Source organism: Pseudomonas sp. GW821-FHT05H12 (assembly GCF_059419385.1).
Window position 1 is genome coordinate 183,644 of record NZ_JBWKRS010000003.1, and the last position, 15,614, is coordinate 199,257.

The following is a 15,614-nucleotide window of genomic DNA, read 5'->3' on the forward strand; positions in this document are numbered from 1 at the left end:
AATTTAAAGTCGCCGCTAACCAATGTGGGAGCTGGCTTGTGTGGGAGCTGGCTTGCCTGCGATACAAACACCTCAGTACATCAGTCATACCGAGGTGATCCTATCGCAGGCAAGCCAGCTCCCACACAAACTGCTCCCACATATGAACTGCTGTGTTTTCTAAATGTGCATCAGTTCCAGCCGGCGCGATCCATCAAGCGGATAGCCTCAGCCTGGCGCTTGCCCGCCACTTCCACCGGCAGGGTGTCTGCCACGAACTTGCCCCAGGTCGCCACTTCGGCAGACGGCGGCACAGCCGGGTTGGCCGGGAATTCCTGGTTTACATCGGCAAAGATCTTCTGGGCTTCAGCCGTGGTCATCCACTCCACCAGCGCCTTGGCAGCTTCCGGGTGTGGCGCGTGCTTGGTCAGGCCGATGCCCGACAGGTTCACGTGCACGCCACGGTCGCCCTGGTTCGGCCAGAACAGCTTCACCGCCAGGTTCGGGTTCTGCTTGTGCAGGCGGCCGTAGTAGTAGGTGTTGACGATGCCCACGTCGCATTGCCCGGCGTTGATGGCCTCGAGCACCGCGATGTCATCGGAGAACACGTCGGTGGACAGGTTGTTGACCCAGCCCTTGACGATCTCTTCAGTCTTCTCCGCGCCATGGGTTTCGATCAGGGTGGCGGTCAGCGACTGGTTGTAGACTTTTTTCGCCGTGCGCAGGCACAGGCGGCCTTCCCACTGTTTGTCGGCCAGCGCTTCGTAGGTGGTGAGATCACCCGGTTTTACCCGGTCGGTGGAATAGGCAATGGTTCGCGCGCGCAAGCTCAAGCCGGTCCAGGTGTGTTTGGACGAGCGATATTGCAGGGGGATGTTCTTGTCGATCACCTCAGAGGTGAACGGTTGCAGGATGCCCATCTGCTCGGCCTGCCACAGGTTGCCGGCGTCCACGGTGAGCAGCAGGTCGGCGGTGGCGTTTTCACCCTCGGCCTTGATGCGCTGCATCAGCGGGGCTTCCTTGTCGGTGATGAACTTCACCTGTACGCCGGTCTTCTTGGTGTAGGCGTCGAACACCGGTTTGATCAGTTCGTCGATGCGCGAGGAGTAGACCACCACTTCGTCGGCGGCCTGCACGGTGGTGCTGCCGATCAGGGTGAGTGCCAGGGCAGTCAGGAGGCGCTTGGGTGCCAACATGGGTGCGGTCTCTCATTTGCAAAAAGAGGGCAAATGATAAGGACTCACATTTGGTGGCGCTTGGTGGAGGCGTTACCAGATGTTGCGTGGCCGGCTTTTTGCGGTGGGGCTGAGGGCCTCATCGCCGGCAAGCCGGCTCCTACAGGGGTTGTGTTTCGAGGTCAGGGTTGGGCGAGGTCGGGGAGGTCGCCGGTCAGGCCGAGGGCTTGGCGTACGAAGACGGCCTTGGCTTCGGGCATCTGGTCGACCATCTTCAAGCCGGCGTTGCGCAACCAGCGCAATGGCAGTTGGTCGGCCTGGAACAGTCGCTCGAAACCTTCCATCGCCGCCATTAACGCCAGGTTGTGCGGCATGCGCCGGCGTTCGTAGCGGCTCAGCACTTTCACATCCGCCAGGCGCTCGCCGCGTTCAGTCGCCGAGAGCAGCACCTCAGCCAAGGTCGCCGCATCGAGAAAGCCCAGGTTCACACCCTGCCCGGCCAATGGATGGATCACGTGGGCCGCGTCGCCGATCAACGCCAGGCCTTCAGCCACATAGCGTTTGGCGTGACGTTGACGCAGGGGCACACAAACGCGCGGGTCTGCACTGATCACAGTCCCCAGCCGCCCTTCAAAGGCGCGCTCCAGTTCGCGGCAAAAGCCCTCATCATCCAGCGCCATCAAGCGCTCGGACTCAGCCGGCGTGGTGGACCAGACGATCGAGCACCAATCTTCCTGCCCATCGCGCACCAACGGCAAAAACGCCAGTGGGCCGGTGTCGGTAAAGCGTTGCCAGGCCGTGCGCTGGTGCGGCTGGCTGCTGCGCACGCTGGTGACGATGGCGTTGTGCAGGTAATCCCACTCGCGGGTCGCGGTGCCGGTCAGGCGGCGCACGGCGGAGTTGGCGCCATCGGCGGCCACCACCAGGGGTGCACGCAAGGTGCGGCCGTCGGCCAGGGTCAGCAGCCAGTCATCGCCGGAGCGGCGCATCTGCTCCAGACGTGCGTTGGCCAGCAGGCCCAGATCACAGTCGTGCAGGCGGTCGAGCAAGGCGTCTTGCACCACACGGTTCTCGACGATATGCCCGAGCACCTCGGCATGCACGCTGGCGGCCGAAAAGTGGATCTGCCCGGTGCCGCTGCCGTCCCACACCTGCATCTCGCCGTAAGGGCTGGCGCGGCGCGAGACGATGCCGTCCCACACGCCCAGGCGCTCCAGAATACGCTGGCTGGCGGCCGACAATGCGCTCACACGGGGTTCGAAGGCGGCCTCGCGGTCGAATGGCTTGACGCTCAGCGGGCTGCCGTCGAGCAGCAGCACCTGCAGGCCACTGCCCTGCAACGCCAGCGCCAGGGCGCTCCCGACCATTCCGGCCCCGACAATCAGCACATCTGCGCGCATGTCCATGCTTTAAGCCTGTCTCGCTGGCGGCTTGCGCCGCACGTAAAGGGTTTTGTCGACCCGCGCCACCAGGGTGCCGGAGCCGTCATGAATCTGAACCTTGAGGTGAGGCAAGTACTTCTCGCCACCTTCGGTCTGCCGGCGAATGTCATCGAGCAACGCGTCGTCGATGGAAAACTCGGCGTACACCGGGCCTTTGCCCGGCGAAATGAAATCGATGCTCGCGGCCTTGTCCCAGACGATGTAATCGCGACCCAGGTTCTCCATCAGCATCAGCATGTAGAACGGGTCGACCATCGAATACAGGCTGCCGCCGAACTGCGTGCCGACGTAGTTGCGGTTGTACCAGCCCAGGCCCATGCGCACCTTGGCATGGCGAAAATCCGCGCTCAGCGCCTGCACCCGAACGCCCGCGCCAAGGTACGGCGGGTACAGGGTCAGGAACAGACGCAACAGCCGCGCCTTGCCCAGGCGCTCGGTCAGCCACTTACGCATCGGGACGCGTGCCCAGGCCCATGGCCTGACGGGCGAACCAGCGTTTGGCCGGTGGCAGCAAGTCCAACCCCAGCAGGCCGAGGTTACGGCCCAACGCCACCAGCGGTTGCGCGCTGCCGAACAGGCGCGTGACCTGGTCGGAAAAACCCACGGTCATTTTCTGGTCCAGGCGCTGGCGCTCAAGGTAGCCCTGCAAGGTCGCCAGGTCGCCCGGTACCGCAGGCCCGGCCAACAAGGCCTCGGCCAGGGCATTCGCGTCGCGCAGAGACAGGTTGAAGCCCTGCCCGGCAATCGGGTGCAGGCTGTGGGCAGCGTTGCCGAGGATGGCCAGGTGCGAGCGTACTTGCTCCTCGGCCTCGACCAGGGTCAACGGGTACAGGTGGCGGGCACCGACTTGCTTCAAGGTGCCCAGGCGGTAGCCGAATACGCCCTGCAGTTCGCTGAGGAAGGCTCGTTCGTCGAGGTTGGCCAGGCGCTGGGCGTCCATGCCGATGCGCGTCCAGACCAGCGCGCAACGGTTGTCCGGCAGCGGCAGCAGGGCCATCGGGCCTTCATCGGTGAAGCGCTCGAAGGCTTCGCCGTTATGGGGTTCGCTTGGGGTGATGTTGGCGATCAGTGCGCTCTGGTTGTACGGGCGGGTCTTCACGCCAATGCCCAGTTGCTCGCGCAGGCCGGAACGGCCGCCATCGGCGAGTACCGCCAGGTCGCATTCCAGCACGGTTTCATCGTTGAGGGTCAGGCGGTAGCCATCGGGCAATGGCTCCATGCGTGTGACTTCGGCCGGGCAACGCCAGCTGACCACGTCCTTGTCCAGGCCTTGCCACAGGCATTGACCCAGCCAGGCGTTTTCCACGACGTAACCCAGGGCCGGCACGCCCTCCTCTTGCGCGGTCAACCGTGCGGTGGAGAAGCGCCCACGGTCCGACACGTGAATCTGCTTGATCGGCTCGGCACGCCGGGAAATTTCCTGCCACAGGCCCAGGCGTTGGTAAATCTGACGGGCGCCAAATGACAGTGCCGAGGACCGTGCGTCGTAGCTCGGCTGATAACTGTCACCGGGTGCGAAGGGTTCGATCAGTACGATCTTCCAGCCTCGTGCCTTGGCCCCGGCCTGCAACGCCAGCGCCAGGCTGGCACCCACCAGGCCGCCGCCGATGATGGCGAGGTTGACCCTGCTCATCGGGCGGCTGCCATCAGCGCTTCGATCTCGGCAACGGCCTTGGGCACGCCACCGGTCAGAATTTCACAGCCTTGCTTGGTCACTACCACGTCGTCCTCGATGCGTACGCCAATGCCACGCCATTTCTTTGCCACGTTCTGGTTGTCCGGCGAAATGTAGATCCCCGGCTCCACGGTCAACGCCATGCCCACTTCCAGCACACGCCACTCACCGCCCACCTTGTACTCGCCCACATCATGCACATCCATGCCCAGCCAATGGCCGGCGCGGTGCATATAGAAAGCCTTGTAGGCTTCGCTGGCGATCAACTCGTCAACGTCGCCCTGCAACAAGCCCAGCTTTACCAGCCCGGCCGTGATCACCTGGACGGTCGCTTCATGCGCCTGATTCCAATGCTTGTCCGGGGCGATCTCGGCAAACGCGGCTTCCTGGGAGGCCAGCACAATCTCGTAGATTGCCTTCTGTTCCGGCGAGAACTTGCCATTGACCGGCCAGGTGCGGGTGATGTCACTGGCGTAGCAGTCGATCTCGCAACCGGCATCGATCAGCACCAGGTCGCCATCCTTGAGCACTGCATCATTCTGCTGGTAATGCAGGATGCAGCTGTTGCGCCCGGCGGCAACGATGGAGCCATAGGCCGGCATTTTCGCGCCGCCCTTGCGGAACTCGTAATCCAGCTCGGCTTCCAGGCTGAACTCATGCAAACCGGCGCGGCTGGCCTGCATGGCCCGCACATGCGCCGCGCAGGAGATTCGCGCCGCTTCGCGCATCACCTTCACTTCTGCCGCCGATTTATACAGGCGCATGTCGTGCAGCAGATGATCCAGGGCAACAAACTCGTTCGGCGGCTGGGCGCCCAGGTGCGCTTTAGAGCGGATCACGTTGATCCACTCCATCAGGTGGCGATCGAACTCGGCGTTGCTGCCCATGGCCGAATACACCCGATCGCGGCCTTCGATCAGGCCGGGCAGGATGTCGTCGATGTCGGTAATGGGGAATGCGTCGTCGGCGCCAAAGTCACGGATCGCGCCTTCGGTCCCGGCACGCAGGCCGTCCCACAGTTCGCGTTCGGCATTGCGTTCGCGGCAGAACAGCACGTACTCGCCATGCTGGCGACCGGGCATCAGCACGATCACCGCTTCCGGCTCAGGGAAACCACTGAGGTACTGGAAGTCGCTGTCCTGGCGGTACACGTGCTCGACATCACGATTACGGATCGCCACGGCGGCGGCGGGCAGGATCGCGATGCTGTTGGGTTCCATCTGCGCCATGAGCGCCTTGCGGCGCCGGGTGTATTCCGCTCTGGGGATATGAATCATGGGCAGATGGGCTTCCTTTCTTAGTGAAGCGACGGCTTGGGCGCAGCCGGCTCAGCGGACTTTTTGGTCTCGGTGAACAGCAACAGCGGCGCGACGCGCAGGTATTCCATCACTTCCATATAGTCGCTTTCGCCGTCTTCGGACTCTTCCAGTGCATCTTGCACCTGGGAGATGGCTGCCAAATCCTGCAACACTTCCTGTGCGTCGGTGCTCAACTCCAGGCCGCCGGCGTTCACGCCGAAGCCATGAAGGAAACCTTGGCACCATTGGCCCAGGGCGGCGGCACGTTCGGTGAGCGGCGCGTCGTCGGTCGGCAGCAGCAGAACCACGGTGACGTCGTCACCGGTCAGCTCGCCCTTGACCATTTCCTGCAGGCCGATCAGCGCGTTGCGCACGTTGTCTTCGGGTTCTTTCTCCAGCAGCTCGGCCACATCGGCCAGCCAGTTGTCGGCATCGAAACCGACACCAGTGCAGCTGCGACCCAGCAACACGCCGTGCAGTTCGGCAGGCGAGCATGGGTGGCCGCTGGTGCTCAGCAGTTTGGAAAAAGCGTCGTACGGGGAGTTCTGAATGGGCATGGTGAGCTAGGCGCCAGACGGCGCAATGTCTAGAATGGAGCGCTGTATCCTAGCACCGGCAGACGTACCAAGACTATCGAGGGCGTCAGATCGTTTATCCTGAAGTTGCCATTCATCAGACAAATCCAGTGGAACCCAATGGAAGACACCGACCTGCAAGCGCTGATGGCCAGACTCGAACTGCTAATTGATCGGGTCGAGCAACTTAAGAGTCAAAACGGACTCCTATTAGCTCAGGAAAAGACCTGGCGCGAGGAACGCGCTCACCTCATTGAAAAAAACGAAATCGCCCGGCGTAAGGTCGAATCGATGATTTCGCGCCTGAAGGCCCTGGAGCAAGACTCATGAGTTCAAGCAATAGCGTAACCGTGCAGATCCTCGACAAAGAATATTCGATCATCTGCCCCCAGGAAGAGCGCAACAACCTGGTGAGCGCCGCCCGTTACCTGGATGGCAAGATGCGTGAAATCCGCAGCAGCGGCAAAGTGATCGGCGCCGACCGCATCGCCGTGATGGCCGCGTTGAATATCACCCATGATCTGCTGCACAAGCAGGAACGGCCTGACGTGCAGGCCAGCGGCTCGACGCGCGAGCAGGTGCGTGACCTGCTGGAGCGTGTCGATCTGGTGCTTTCCAGCGATTCAGACGCACCCAAGGGCTGATTGCCGAAGCTGTTTAAGGTATACTCGCCCCACTCCCTGGCGTGTTTGCCAGTCGGCGATGTCCCTGAGCCGATTCGCACTACCCTGGAAGTTGCACGTTGGGCTGGTGTGCATGTCCGCTAGACGGAAAGCCTTAAAGCCTACTGCATCTTCCACCTTGAACTTTCGGGTTCAAGGGCTAAGTCGACAGCGGCTCTGTCGGGGAGCCTGAATTCCCAAACTCAATGCCAGTCTTCGGACTGGCATTGTTTTATGAGCCGGAAAACCATGACCGAACCTGCGCCGCTTTCCCGTCCGCAACTTCGACGCATGTTGCGCAAAGCCCGCCGCGCCCTTACGCCGAGCGAGCAGCGCAAGGCCGCCCACGGCCTCTATCGGCAACTGGCACAGCAGCCGCTGTTTCGCCGGGCCAAACACATTTCCTTGTACCTGCCGACGGACGGTGAAATCGATCCGCGCCTGCTGCTGCGCGCCGCCCAACGTCGGGGCAAAGCCACCTACCTGCCGGTGCTCAGCGCCTGGCCACGGACCAAGATGGTGTTTCAGCGCGTGCGGCCTGGGGATAAGTTATCGCCCAACCGCTTCCGCATTCTTGAGCCACGGGTGAATGCCAAACGCCAACGCCAGGTCTGGGCACTGGACGTGGTGTTGCTGCCGCTGGTGGGGTTCGATGATGCCGGTGGGCGCCTGGGCATGGGCGGCGGCTTCTATGACCGCAGCCTGGCTTACCTCGCTCGCCGCCAACACTGGCGCAAGCCAACGCTGCTGGGCCTGGCCCATGAGTGCCAGAAGGTCGATCGCCTGGCACAGGCAAGCTGGGACGTGCCGTTGGCAGGCACTGTCACCGATAAGCAATGGTATGTCGCGGGAACGCCGCTGGAACCAGCGACGCCTTGAAGCCGTGTTAACGCTTGAACGGTTGCGGCTTCTGTTGAGCCAGTTCAACGGGTGCATCGGTCTTGTTCGACCACAAGCTCTGCGCATATCCGGTGGTCACGACGCCCAGACCAAACAAAATAACCAAAATCCATAGTAAATCCGGTTTACGTTGCATCGATTGCCCCCCTTCAGGCACCTCGTACACGATGACAACAACGTTCCAAAGTAGTCCGTTGCAGCTGCGTCAAGCTTAAAATCCCGGCATTCTGCGGTAACGTGAACCAACACGCAAACCTTGGCGCCAACCGACTGTCGGTTTGTCATAAAATTGCCAGACAACTTGCCCAACGCCTTTTTCAGGAGCCCTAAAATGGCCTACTGGCTGATGAAATCCGAGCCCGATGAACTCTCGATCAAGGGCCTGGAAAAGCTAAGCGAAGCCCGCTGGGACGGAGTGCGCAACTACCAGGCGCGCAACTTCCTGCGCGCCATGGCGGTGGGCGACGAGTTTTTCTTCTATCACTCCAGCTGCCCCGAACCTGGCATTGCCGGCATCGGCAAAATCGTCGAGGCGGCCTACCCGGACCCCACCGCGCTTGAACCGGAAAGCCACTACTTCGACGCCAAGGCCACTCCAGAGAAAAACCCGTGGAGCGCGATCAACGTGACGCACGTCAAAACCTTCCCCAACGTGCTCGGCCTGGGCTACCTGAAACAGCAAGCCGCTCTCGCCGAACTGCCGCTGGTACAAAAAGGCAGCCGCCTTTCGGTAATGCCCGTGACCGCCGAACAATGGGCGGCGGTGATCGATTTGCTGTGAAGCGTTACTGGATGATCAGGTTGTTGAACAACAGGTCTTCCACCACCGGCTTGCCGGTCTCGTCGTTCATCACTTGTTGAGTCTGCTTCAGGGCTTCCTGGCGCAGCTTTTCTTTGCCTTCGACACTGCTCATGGTGTCGTTGGTCTGTTGGGTGAACAGCGCCACCAACTGGTTACGAATCAGCGCATCGTTGGCTTTGACGGCGGCGGCGGCTTCTGGCCCGGTCACACGCAGGGCGATGTCGGCCTTGTAGACTTTGAGTTTGGCCGTACCGTCCAGCCCGTAGTTGCCTACGAAGGGCGGGGTCAGGCTGATATAGCTGACCTTCGGCGCCTCCCCTTCTTTCGCTTCTTCGGCCTGGGCTGCCATCGGCAAGGTCAGGGCCAGCATCAACAGGATCCACGCTTTCACAGTTCACTCCTCGAATTCGGTTGCCGGGTAGCATAACGCTAGCAAGGCTGAGCACAAGCTTATGGCGGCTTATCAGGCCCGGGCATGCTCGTTGACCCACGGGCGTACCCTCCTACACTTATCGGCCACGATGCCAAAAGGAATAGTCCGATGAAAGCTGTGCTCTGCAAAGCCTTCGGCCCCGCCGAAACCCTGGTGCTGGAAGAGGTCGCCAGCCCGGCGATCAAGAAGAACGAAATCCTGTTGGACGTGCACGCTGCCGGGGTCAACTTCCCGGACACGTTGATCATCGAGGGCAAGTACCAGTTCAAGCCGCCCTTCCCCTTTTCGCCGGGTGGCGAGGCAGCCGGCGTGGTCAGTGAAGTGGGTGAGAAGGTCAGCCACCTCAAGGCCGGCGACCGGGTCATGGCCCTGACTGGCTGGGGCAGCTTCGCCGAGCAGGTCGCGGTACCAGGCTATAACGTGCTGCCGATTCCGCCGAGCATGGATTTCAACACTGCCGCCGCGTTCAGCATGACCTACGGCACCTCGATGCATGCCTTGAAACAACGCGCCAACCTGCAGCCCGGCGAAACCCTGTTGGTGCTCGGCGCCTCGGGCGGCGTGGGCCTGGCCGCCGTGGAAATCGGCAAGGCCATGGGCGCCCGCGTGATCGCCGCTGCCAGCAGCGCCGACAAACTGGCCGTGGCCAAGGCGGCCGGCGCCGATGAGCTGATCAACTACAGCGAAACCAGCCTCAAGGACGAGATCAAGCGCCTGACCGATGGCAATGGCGTCGATGTGATCTACGACCCGGTGGGCGGCGACCTGTTCGACCAGGCCGTGCGCGCTATCGCCTGGAACGGCCGTCTGCTGGTGGTGGGGTTTGCCAGCGGGCGCATTCCCGAGCTGCCGGTGAACTTGGCCCTGCTTAAAGGCGCATCCGTGGTCGGCGTGTTCTGGGGCTCGTTCGCCCAGCGCCAGCCGCAGGACAATGCGGCGAACTTCCAGCAACTGTTCACGTGGTACGCCGAGGGCAAGCTCAAGCCGTTGGTGTCGCAGGTTTATCCACTGGAACAGGCCGCGCAGGCGATCAATGACCTGGGGCAGCGCCGGGCGGTGGGCAAAGTGGTCGTCCAGACCCGCTAACGGACCTGAAATGCAATCCCTGTGGGAGCTGGCTTGCCTGCGATAGCGTCGGGGCAGCCAACACATTTTCTGCTGATAGATCGCTATCGCAGGCAAGCCAGCTCCCACATTTGATCTCCAACACGCTCAAGAACCTCATCCCGACCCACACTTATCCATTTGCGACATGTTCGTAAGAGAACATGCGATTGCTCTCATTTCCTGTGTTTGCAGATAAGAGGCGATGCTATTTTCGGTAACGAAACTGTAACATTCGCATCCGCAGTCAAAACAAGAAATTTGGAGCTCTTGAATGTTTGCTTTCTTTCGACCTGCCGCACACCAGGCGCCCCTGCCTGAAGAAAAAATAGACAGTACCTACCGACGGCTGCGCTGGCAGATCTTCGCCGGTATCTTCTTCGGTTACGCCGGCTACTACCTGCTGCGCAAGAACTTCTCCCTGGCCATGCCCTACCTGATCGACGAGGGTTACACTCGCGGCGAGCTGGGCCTGGCCATGTCGGCCATCGCGATCGCCTACGGCTTATCCAAGTTTCTGATGGGCCTGGTGTCCGACCGCTCCAACCCACGCTACTTCCTGACCTTCGGCCTGCTGGTGTCGGCGGGGGTGATGTTCATTTTCGGTTTCGCACCTTGGGCAACGTCCAGCGTGACCATGATGTTCATTTTGCTGTTCATCAACGGCTGGGCCCAAGGCATGGGCTGGCCGCCAAGCGGGCGCACCATGGTGCACTGGTGGTCGCAGAAAGAACGCGGCGGCGTGGTGTCGGTATGGAACGTGGCGCACAACGTCGGCGGCGGCCTGATCGGCCCACTGTTCCTGCTGGGCATGGCCTGGTTCAACGACTGGCACGCAGCATTCTATGTACCGGCCACCGTAGCGTTGCTGGTGGCGGCGTTTGCCTTCATCACCATGCGCGACACCCCGCAATCGGTAGGCCTGCCGCCGATCGAGCAGTACAAGAACGACTACCCGGAAGGCTACAACGCCAGCCACGAAGAAGAATTCAGTGCCAAGGAAATCTTCGTCAAGTACGTGCTGCGTAACAAAATGCTGTGGTACATCGCCTTCGCCAACGTCTTCGTCTACCTGCTGCGCTATGGCGTGCTGGACTGGGCGCCGACCTACCTCAAGGAAGCCAAGCACTTCGACGTGGATAAAACCTCGTGGGCGTATTTCTTCTACGAGTGGGCGGGCATTCCAGGCACGCTGCTGTGCGGCTGGATGTCGGACAAAATCTTCCGTGGCAATCGTGGCCTGACCGGCGTGGTGTTCATGGCCCTGGTGACCGTGGCAACCCTGGTTTACTGGCTCAACCCACCGGGCAACCCGACCATCGACATGATCGCGCTGTTCTCCATCGGCTTCCTGATCTACGGCCCGGTGATGCTGATCGGTCTGCAGGCCCTGGAATTGGCACCGAAGAAAGCGGCCGGTACGGCAGCAGGCTTCACCGGCCTGTTCGGATACCTGGGCGGTTCGGTGGCAGCGAGTGCGGCCATGGGCTACACCGTGGACCATTTCGGCTGGAACGGCGGGTTTGTGTTGCTGGTGGGCGCGTGCCTGTTGGCCATCGCGTTCCTCATCCCGACGCTGTGGCACACCAACAGTGTCAGCGAGGCGCGCTCAGCTACCGCCTGAGCAATCCTTGGCACAACGCTTGAGCCGCGCCTCCAGGTTCTTATCTGGCATGGCGTGGCTACGCAGGGCGTTAACGGTCTGCTCGACATAATCGCGAGTCGTGCCGTAACGCCCGCAAGCGCTCTGTAGCACGTGGTTGAGCACGATATCGGGCAAGTTGCCGGCGTAGCTCGGCAGATGCCGCTCCAGGACAAACCCCAATGCCTGCACCTGGCTGCCATCTTCAAGACGGCAACTGAGCCAGTGTGGCCGGTAGGAGGGATAGGGCATTTCGCGGCACCACAGCGCGTAAAGCGAAGCTTCCAGTTGGTCTTCCGGCAAACGGTAGGCGAACCCGCTGCATGAGCCGCCGCGATCCAGGCCAAAGACCAGCCCCGGCAACTCCGGCGTCCCCCGATGCTCCTGGGACCACAGGTACAGCCCCCGGTGATAGCCATGGACCCGGGCCCGCACCCGCTCGGTGGAAGAGCATTCCGGGCGCCAGATCAGAGAACCGTAAGCGAATAGCCAGACCGGCCCGCCCTTATGCCGCGCCATGGTGGCCTGCATTGAGCTCATCAACTGTTCGTGAGTGAGTTGCGGCCCAAGGTCGAGCCGCGGAGGGTAAGCCAAATGCGAGAGATCGGTTTCAATAACGGTCATGGCGAATCGCTTAGGTCTCCTGCGTACTACCAGTTATAGGCAACTTTACCGTAATAGAACGCGCCGCTGTAACCGTACGGCGAAAAAGTGCTATAGGCGAGGTTGCCGCCGCTGCTGGCGAAAGCATTGACCTTTTCCGGGTATTTGTCGGTGACGTTGTCGCCGCCCAGGGTGAAGGTCCAGTTCTTGAGCTTGTAGTCCGCCGACAGGTCCAGCACCCACGCGGCCTTGAAGGTCTGGTCGTTGACCTTGTCCGCCTGGTAACTGGTGAATTCACCATAGCGCACCAGGTTGCTGTGCAGCGCCCAATGGCCGTAGGTGAAGTCGTTGCCCAGGCTCAGCTTGTGCTGGGGCGTCGTGTCGCCGAGCAAACCAATGCGCTCGCGACGGTCGACCCGCACCAGGTTGGCGCCCAGGCTGTCGAGGATGGCCGGGTTGGCCTTCACGTCCGTGACCTTGGTGTGGTTGTAGTTGTAGCCCACGGTGCTGTTCCAGCGGATGCCGTTGTCGAACTGGTAGCGATAGTTGGCAACCAGGTCGACACCGTCGGTGCTGGTGTCGGTGGCGTTGGTGAAGTAACGGGCGCTGGTGTAATTGATGTTGCCGACCCCATTGGCTTGCAGGTAGGCAATGGTCGCCGGGTTGAGGTTAAGGTTGGAGGACAGGCTGATGCGGTCGCGGATGTCGATGCGGTACACGTCCATCGTCACGGTCAGGTCATCCGCCGGTTCCAGTACCAGGCCGAGGCTGTAGTTGCGCGATTTCTCGGCCTTCAAGTCTTCGGCGCCGAGCAAACGGGCCACTCTGCTGTTGGCTGGGAACGTGCCGGCTTCCTGGATGGTGCTGCCGATCAACTGCGACGAGGTGTAGGCAAAGTTCTGCTGGGCCAGGGACGGCGCGCGGAAGCCGTTGGAAATACTGCCGCGCAAGGCCACCTGCGGGGTGAAGTCGTAGCGGGCCGACAGCGAACCGCTGACGTTGGAGCCAAAATCGCTGTAATCCTCATGCCGCACGGCGGCCGACGCGCTGAGTTTTTCAGTGAAGTTGGTTTCCAGGTCCAGGTATTGGGCCCAGTTGTGTCGCGAACTGCTGCCGGCGTCGGCATCCCGGAAACCACCCAGGCCCGAACTGCCGGTCTGGTAGTAGGACGCCGGTTCGCCCGCTTCGATTTCATAGCCCTGGTGCAGGTACTCGCCGCCAAACGCCACAGAAACCGGGTACGGCAAAAAGCCCACATCGAATTCACGGGACAGGTCCAGGCTGACCTGTTTCTGGTCATTGCTCAGGGTGCCGTTGTCGAACTTGCGCGGCGTGGCCAGGCCCAGGGAGGTGTTGATGGTTTCAGTGCTCAGCGCATATTGGTTCTTGCCGTAGTTGGCCGACAGGTCGTAATGCCAGTCGTAGGCCAACAGGCCGCGCAAGCCCGCTACCAGCGAAGTGTCTTCGAGGTTGCCCTTGATCAGCGGCAGGTAGCCATTGGGGTTGAGCGCCACAATGTTGTTGGAGGCATTGCTGGCGCGATAGAACGCGGCGGTCTCGCCACGCCGCTTGCTGTAGCCGCCGAAGGTGTAGAACTCCAGCCCGTCGTTGAAGGCGTAGGCGGAGTTGAACTGCAGTTTGCCTTCATTGGTGGCCGGCTCGCCTTGGCGGAAGACCCGCTGACCATAGGTGGTCGAACCGACGCTCGCCGGCCGCAAGTCATTGCCGGCGCGGTTGGTGTAGTCGTTGTCGGCACCTTCGCCGGAGAGGTTGAAAAAGCCATTGTCGCCCAACGCAAAGCCGGTATTGCCACTGAGATTGCGCTGGATACCATCGCCCTTCTTGTACTCGCCATACTTGGTGGAAACCGAACCGCCGTGGTCGTCGTGCTTGAGGATCACGTTGATCACACCGGCAATCGCGTCGGAGCCGTAGCGCGCAGACGCGCCGTCGCGCAGCACTTCGATATGATCGACCGCCGACAGCGGAATCGCATTCAAATCGGCAGGCGCCGAACCGCGGCCCACCGCACCACCCAGGTTGACGAACGCGCTGGTGTGGCGGCGCTTGCCGTTGACCAGCACCAGCACCTGATCCGGCGACAGACCGCGCAACTGCGCAGGGCGCACCAATTCAGCACCGTCCACCAGGCTTGGGCGCGGGAAATTGATCGAAGGAATCAACCGCGCCAACACCGCACCCAGTTCGTCGGAGCCGGTGCTGCGCAAGGTGTCGCCGGAAATCACATCGATGGGCGACAGCGACGCACTGGCCGTGCGCTCCTGTGCGCGGGTGCCGGTGACAATAACCGTGTCGAGTTTGGGTGCATCGGCGGCGGCTGTTTCTGCCGCCTGTGCTGGATTGAATCCCACGGCGGTCAGCAAATTGGCCGACAAAATCGCCGTGTACAGCGCGTGTTTCTTGTAACTCCCCATACCGCTCCCCTTGGAATCAAAGTCAGAACGTCAATGCTCTGAATGCATACGATCGATCCGGCTGGCGGGCGGTGGCGGTCAGTTATTGGTTAGTGGCAGATAATCGGTAGTCCGTTGCGATATAGCCTAAAGATATCTATTGAATAAATTAAATACCCAAAAAGAATAAGCGAAAGTATAAGCACCCGCGCCCGTTCATCAGGATTGGCCCAGGCAATCCCGGTACTTTCAGCCCCGGTTCAGCCTGGGCTGGCGTCAAGCCGTCAAAATAGCGCCCATGTCACGACCCAACTAGCCGCCTTTCAAACCGACTATCGAGGTCGCACCCATGAAAAAATCCACACTGCCTGGCCTGCTGTTCCTCGCCCAGGCCTCTGCCGCCCTGGCCGGCGAAACGCCTGCGGCCAATGACGACAAGGGTTTCTGGTACGCGCAGACCAGCCTCTACACCCGCCACTTTTCGCCCGACCCCGACCACAACAACCACCAGGACCTGATCGGCCTGGAGCGCAATCAAGCGTCGGGACTGGTGATTGGCGGCGCGACCTTTCGCAACTCGTTCAGCCAGCGCTCGTATTACGCCTATGCAGGCAAGCGCTACGACATGGCTGACTACCCGGTGTATTTAAAGCTCACAGCGGGGGTGATCCAGGGCTATCGCGGCGAATACCGCGACAAGATCCCGTTGAACCGTTTTGGCGTTGCGCCGGTGATCATCCCGTCGGTCGGTACGCATTACGGGCCGGTGGCGGCGGAAGTGGTGTTGCTGGGGTTCAACGCGGCGATGGTGACCACTGGTGTGCGTTTCTGACAGCAACGCAAATCATTGTGGGAGCTGGCTTGCCTGCGATAGCGGTGTATCAGTGGCAAATATTTGGCTGACACACCG

General features: G+C 61.3%; 17 protein-coding genes and 1 other RNA gene. 8 read left to right on the plus strand and 10 right to left on the minus strand.

The window, feature by feature from the left end:
- Positions 1 to 170: 170 nt before the first annotated feature.
- The 6 genes from AC07SU_RS04150 to AC07SU_RS04175 form a co-directional block, all read right to left on the minus strand.
- Positions 171 to 1,175 carry an extracellular solute-binding protein gene (locus AC07SU_RS04150; protein WP_176996858.1) on the minus strand — a complete coding sequence of 335 codons (1,005 nt, stop codon included), beginning with the start codon at positions 1,173 to 1,175 and terminating at the stop codon, positions 171 to 173.
- A 161-nt stretch (positions 1,176 to 1,336) separates the two neighbouring features.
- Entirely contained in the window at positions 1,337 to 2,554 is a 1,218-nt protein-coding gene (locus AC07SU_RS04155; protein ID WP_494996318.1) for a 2-octaprenyl-3-methyl-6-methoxy-1,4-benzoquinol hydroxylase, read from the minus strand.
- A 9-nt stretch (positions 2,555 to 2,563) separates the two neighbouring features.
- Positions 2,564 to 3,049, minus strand: a complete 486-nt coding sequence (locus AC07SU_RS04160) for a DUF4442 domain-containing protein (RefSeq protein ID WP_494996280.1) — start codon at positions 3,047 to 3,049, stop codon at positions 2,564 to 2,566.
- The gene (ubiH, locus tag AC07SU_RS04165; RefSeq protein ID WP_176996860.1) at positions 3,042 to 4,229 is read right to left on the minus strand and encodes a 2-octaprenyl-6-methoxyphenyl hydroxylase; all 1,188 of its coding nucleotides are present in this window, start codon (positions 4,227 to 4,229) and stop codon (positions 3,042 to 3,044) included. Before ubiH ends, AC07SU_RS04160 begins: the two co-directional genes overlap by 8 nt.
- Positions 4,226 to 5,548 (minus strand): Xaa-Pro aminopeptidase, encoded by a 1,323-nt coding sequence (gene pepP, locus AC07SU_RS04170; RefSeq protein WP_176996861.1) that lies wholly within the window; start codon positions 5,546 to 5,548, stop codon positions 4,226 to 4,228. Before pepP ends, ubiH begins: the two co-directional genes overlap by 4 nt.
- A 20-nt stretch (positions 5,549 to 5,568) precedes the next feature.
- Positions 5,569 to 6,126, minus strand: a complete 558-nt coding sequence (locus tag AC07SU_RS04175; RefSeq protein ID WP_176996862.1) for a YecA/YgfB family protein — start codon at positions 6,124 to 6,126, stop codon at positions 5,569 to 5,571.
- Positions 6,127 to 6,264: 138 nt separating this feature from the next.
- Between AC07SU_RS04175 and AC07SU_RS04180 the strand changes: the two genes are divergently transcribed.
- The 4 genes from AC07SU_RS04180 (at position 6,265) to AC07SU_RS04195 (ending at position 7,685) form a co-directional block, all read left to right on the plus strand.
- Complete coding sequence (locus AC07SU_RS04180) at positions 6,265 to 6,474, plus strand: TIGR02449 family protein (protein WP_003177365.1); 210 nt, start codon at positions 6,265 to 6,267, stop codon at positions 6,472 to 6,474.
- Entirely contained in the window at positions 6,471 to 6,788 is a 318-nt protein-coding gene (locus tag AC07SU_RS04185) for a cell division protein ZapA (protein WP_003176812.1), read from the plus strand. The genes AC07SU_RS04180 and AC07SU_RS04185 overlap by 4 nt, the downstream gene beginning before the upstream one ends.
- Positions 6,789 to 6,818: 30 nt before the next feature.
- A non-coding RNA gene (ssrS, locus tag AC07SU_RS04190) (6S RNA) lies at positions 6,819 to 6,997 on the plus strand.
- A 58-nt stretch (positions 6,998 to 7,055) separates the two neighbouring features.
- Positions 7,056 to 7,685 (plus strand): 5-formyltetrahydrofolate cyclo-ligase, encoded by a 630-nt coding sequence (locus AC07SU_RS04195; RefSeq protein WP_494996319.1) that lies wholly within the window; start codon positions 7,056 to 7,058, stop codon positions 7,683 to 7,685.
- A 7-nt stretch (positions 7,686 to 7,692) separates the two neighbouring features.
- On the opposite strand, the gene AC07SU_RS04200 is transcribed toward AC07SU_RS04195, so the two are convergent.
- Entirely contained in the window at positions 7,693 to 7,842 is a 150-nt protein-coding gene (locus tag AC07SU_RS04200; protein WP_176996863.1) for a hypothetical protein, read from the minus strand.
- 195 nt (positions 7,843 to 8,037) lie between these two features.
- On the opposite strand from AC07SU_RS04200, the gene AC07SU_RS04205 reads away from it, so the two are divergent.
- Positions 8,038 to 8,487: an EVE domain-containing protein gene (locus tag AC07SU_RS04205; RefSeq protein ID WP_494996281.1), complete on the plus strand. Its 450-nt coding sequence runs from the start codon at positions 8,038 to 8,040 to the stop codon at positions 8,485 to 8,487.
- A 4-nt stretch (positions 8,488 to 8,491) separates the two neighbouring features.
- On the opposite strand, the gene AC07SU_RS04210 is transcribed toward AC07SU_RS04205, so the two are convergent.
- The gene (locus AC07SU_RS04210) at positions 8,492 to 8,899 is read right to left on the minus strand and encodes a flagellar basal body-associated protein FliL (protein ID WP_176996865.1); all 408 of its coding nucleotides are present in this window, start codon (positions 8,897 to 8,899) and stop codon (positions 8,492 to 8,494) included.
- A 150-nt stretch (positions 8,900 to 9,049) separates the two neighbouring features.
- On the opposite strand from AC07SU_RS04210, the gene AC07SU_RS04215 reads away from it, so the two are divergent.
- Together AC07SU_RS04215 and glpT are read left to right on the plus strand one after the other, a co-directional pair.
- Positions 9,050 to 10,027, plus strand: coding sequence for an NADPH:quinone oxidoreductase family protein (locus AC07SU_RS04215; protein WP_259172349.1), 978 nt, complete (start codon positions 9,050 to 9,052; stop codon positions 10,025 to 10,027).
- A gap of 292 nt (positions 10,028 to 10,319) precedes the next feature.
- Positions 10,320 to 11,669, plus strand: coding sequence for a glycerol-3-phosphate transporter (gene glpT, locus AC07SU_RS04220; protein WP_176996867.1), 1,350 nt, complete (start codon positions 10,320 to 10,322; stop codon positions 11,667 to 11,669).
- Here the strand turns inward: glpT and AC07SU_RS04225 are convergent.
- Positions 11,655 to 12,311 carry a gamma-glutamylcyclotransferase gene (locus AC07SU_RS04225; RefSeq protein WP_176996868.1) on the minus strand — a complete coding sequence of 219 codons (657 nt, stop codon included), beginning with the start codon at positions 12,309 to 12,311 and terminating at the stop codon, positions 11,655 to 11,657. The genes glpT and AC07SU_RS04225 overlap by 15 nt on opposite strands.
- Positions 12,312 to 12,337: 26 nt before the next feature.
- Positions 12,338 to 14,725 (minus strand): TonB-dependent receptor plug domain-containing protein, encoded by a 2,388-nt coding sequence (locus AC07SU_RS04230; protein ID WP_494996282.1) that lies wholly within the window; start codon positions 14,723 to 14,725, stop codon positions 12,338 to 12,340.
- A gap of 328 nt (positions 14,726 to 15,053) precedes the next feature.
- Between AC07SU_RS04230 and AC07SU_RS04235 the strand changes: the two genes are divergently transcribed.
- Positions 15,054 to 15,536 carry a sn-glycerol-3-phosphate transporter gene (locus tag AC07SU_RS04235; protein WP_494996283.1) on the plus strand — a complete coding sequence of 161 codons (483 nt, stop codon included), beginning with the start codon at positions 15,054 to 15,056 and terminating at the stop codon, positions 15,534 to 15,536.
- Positions 15,537 to 15,614: the final 78 nt, after the last annotated feature.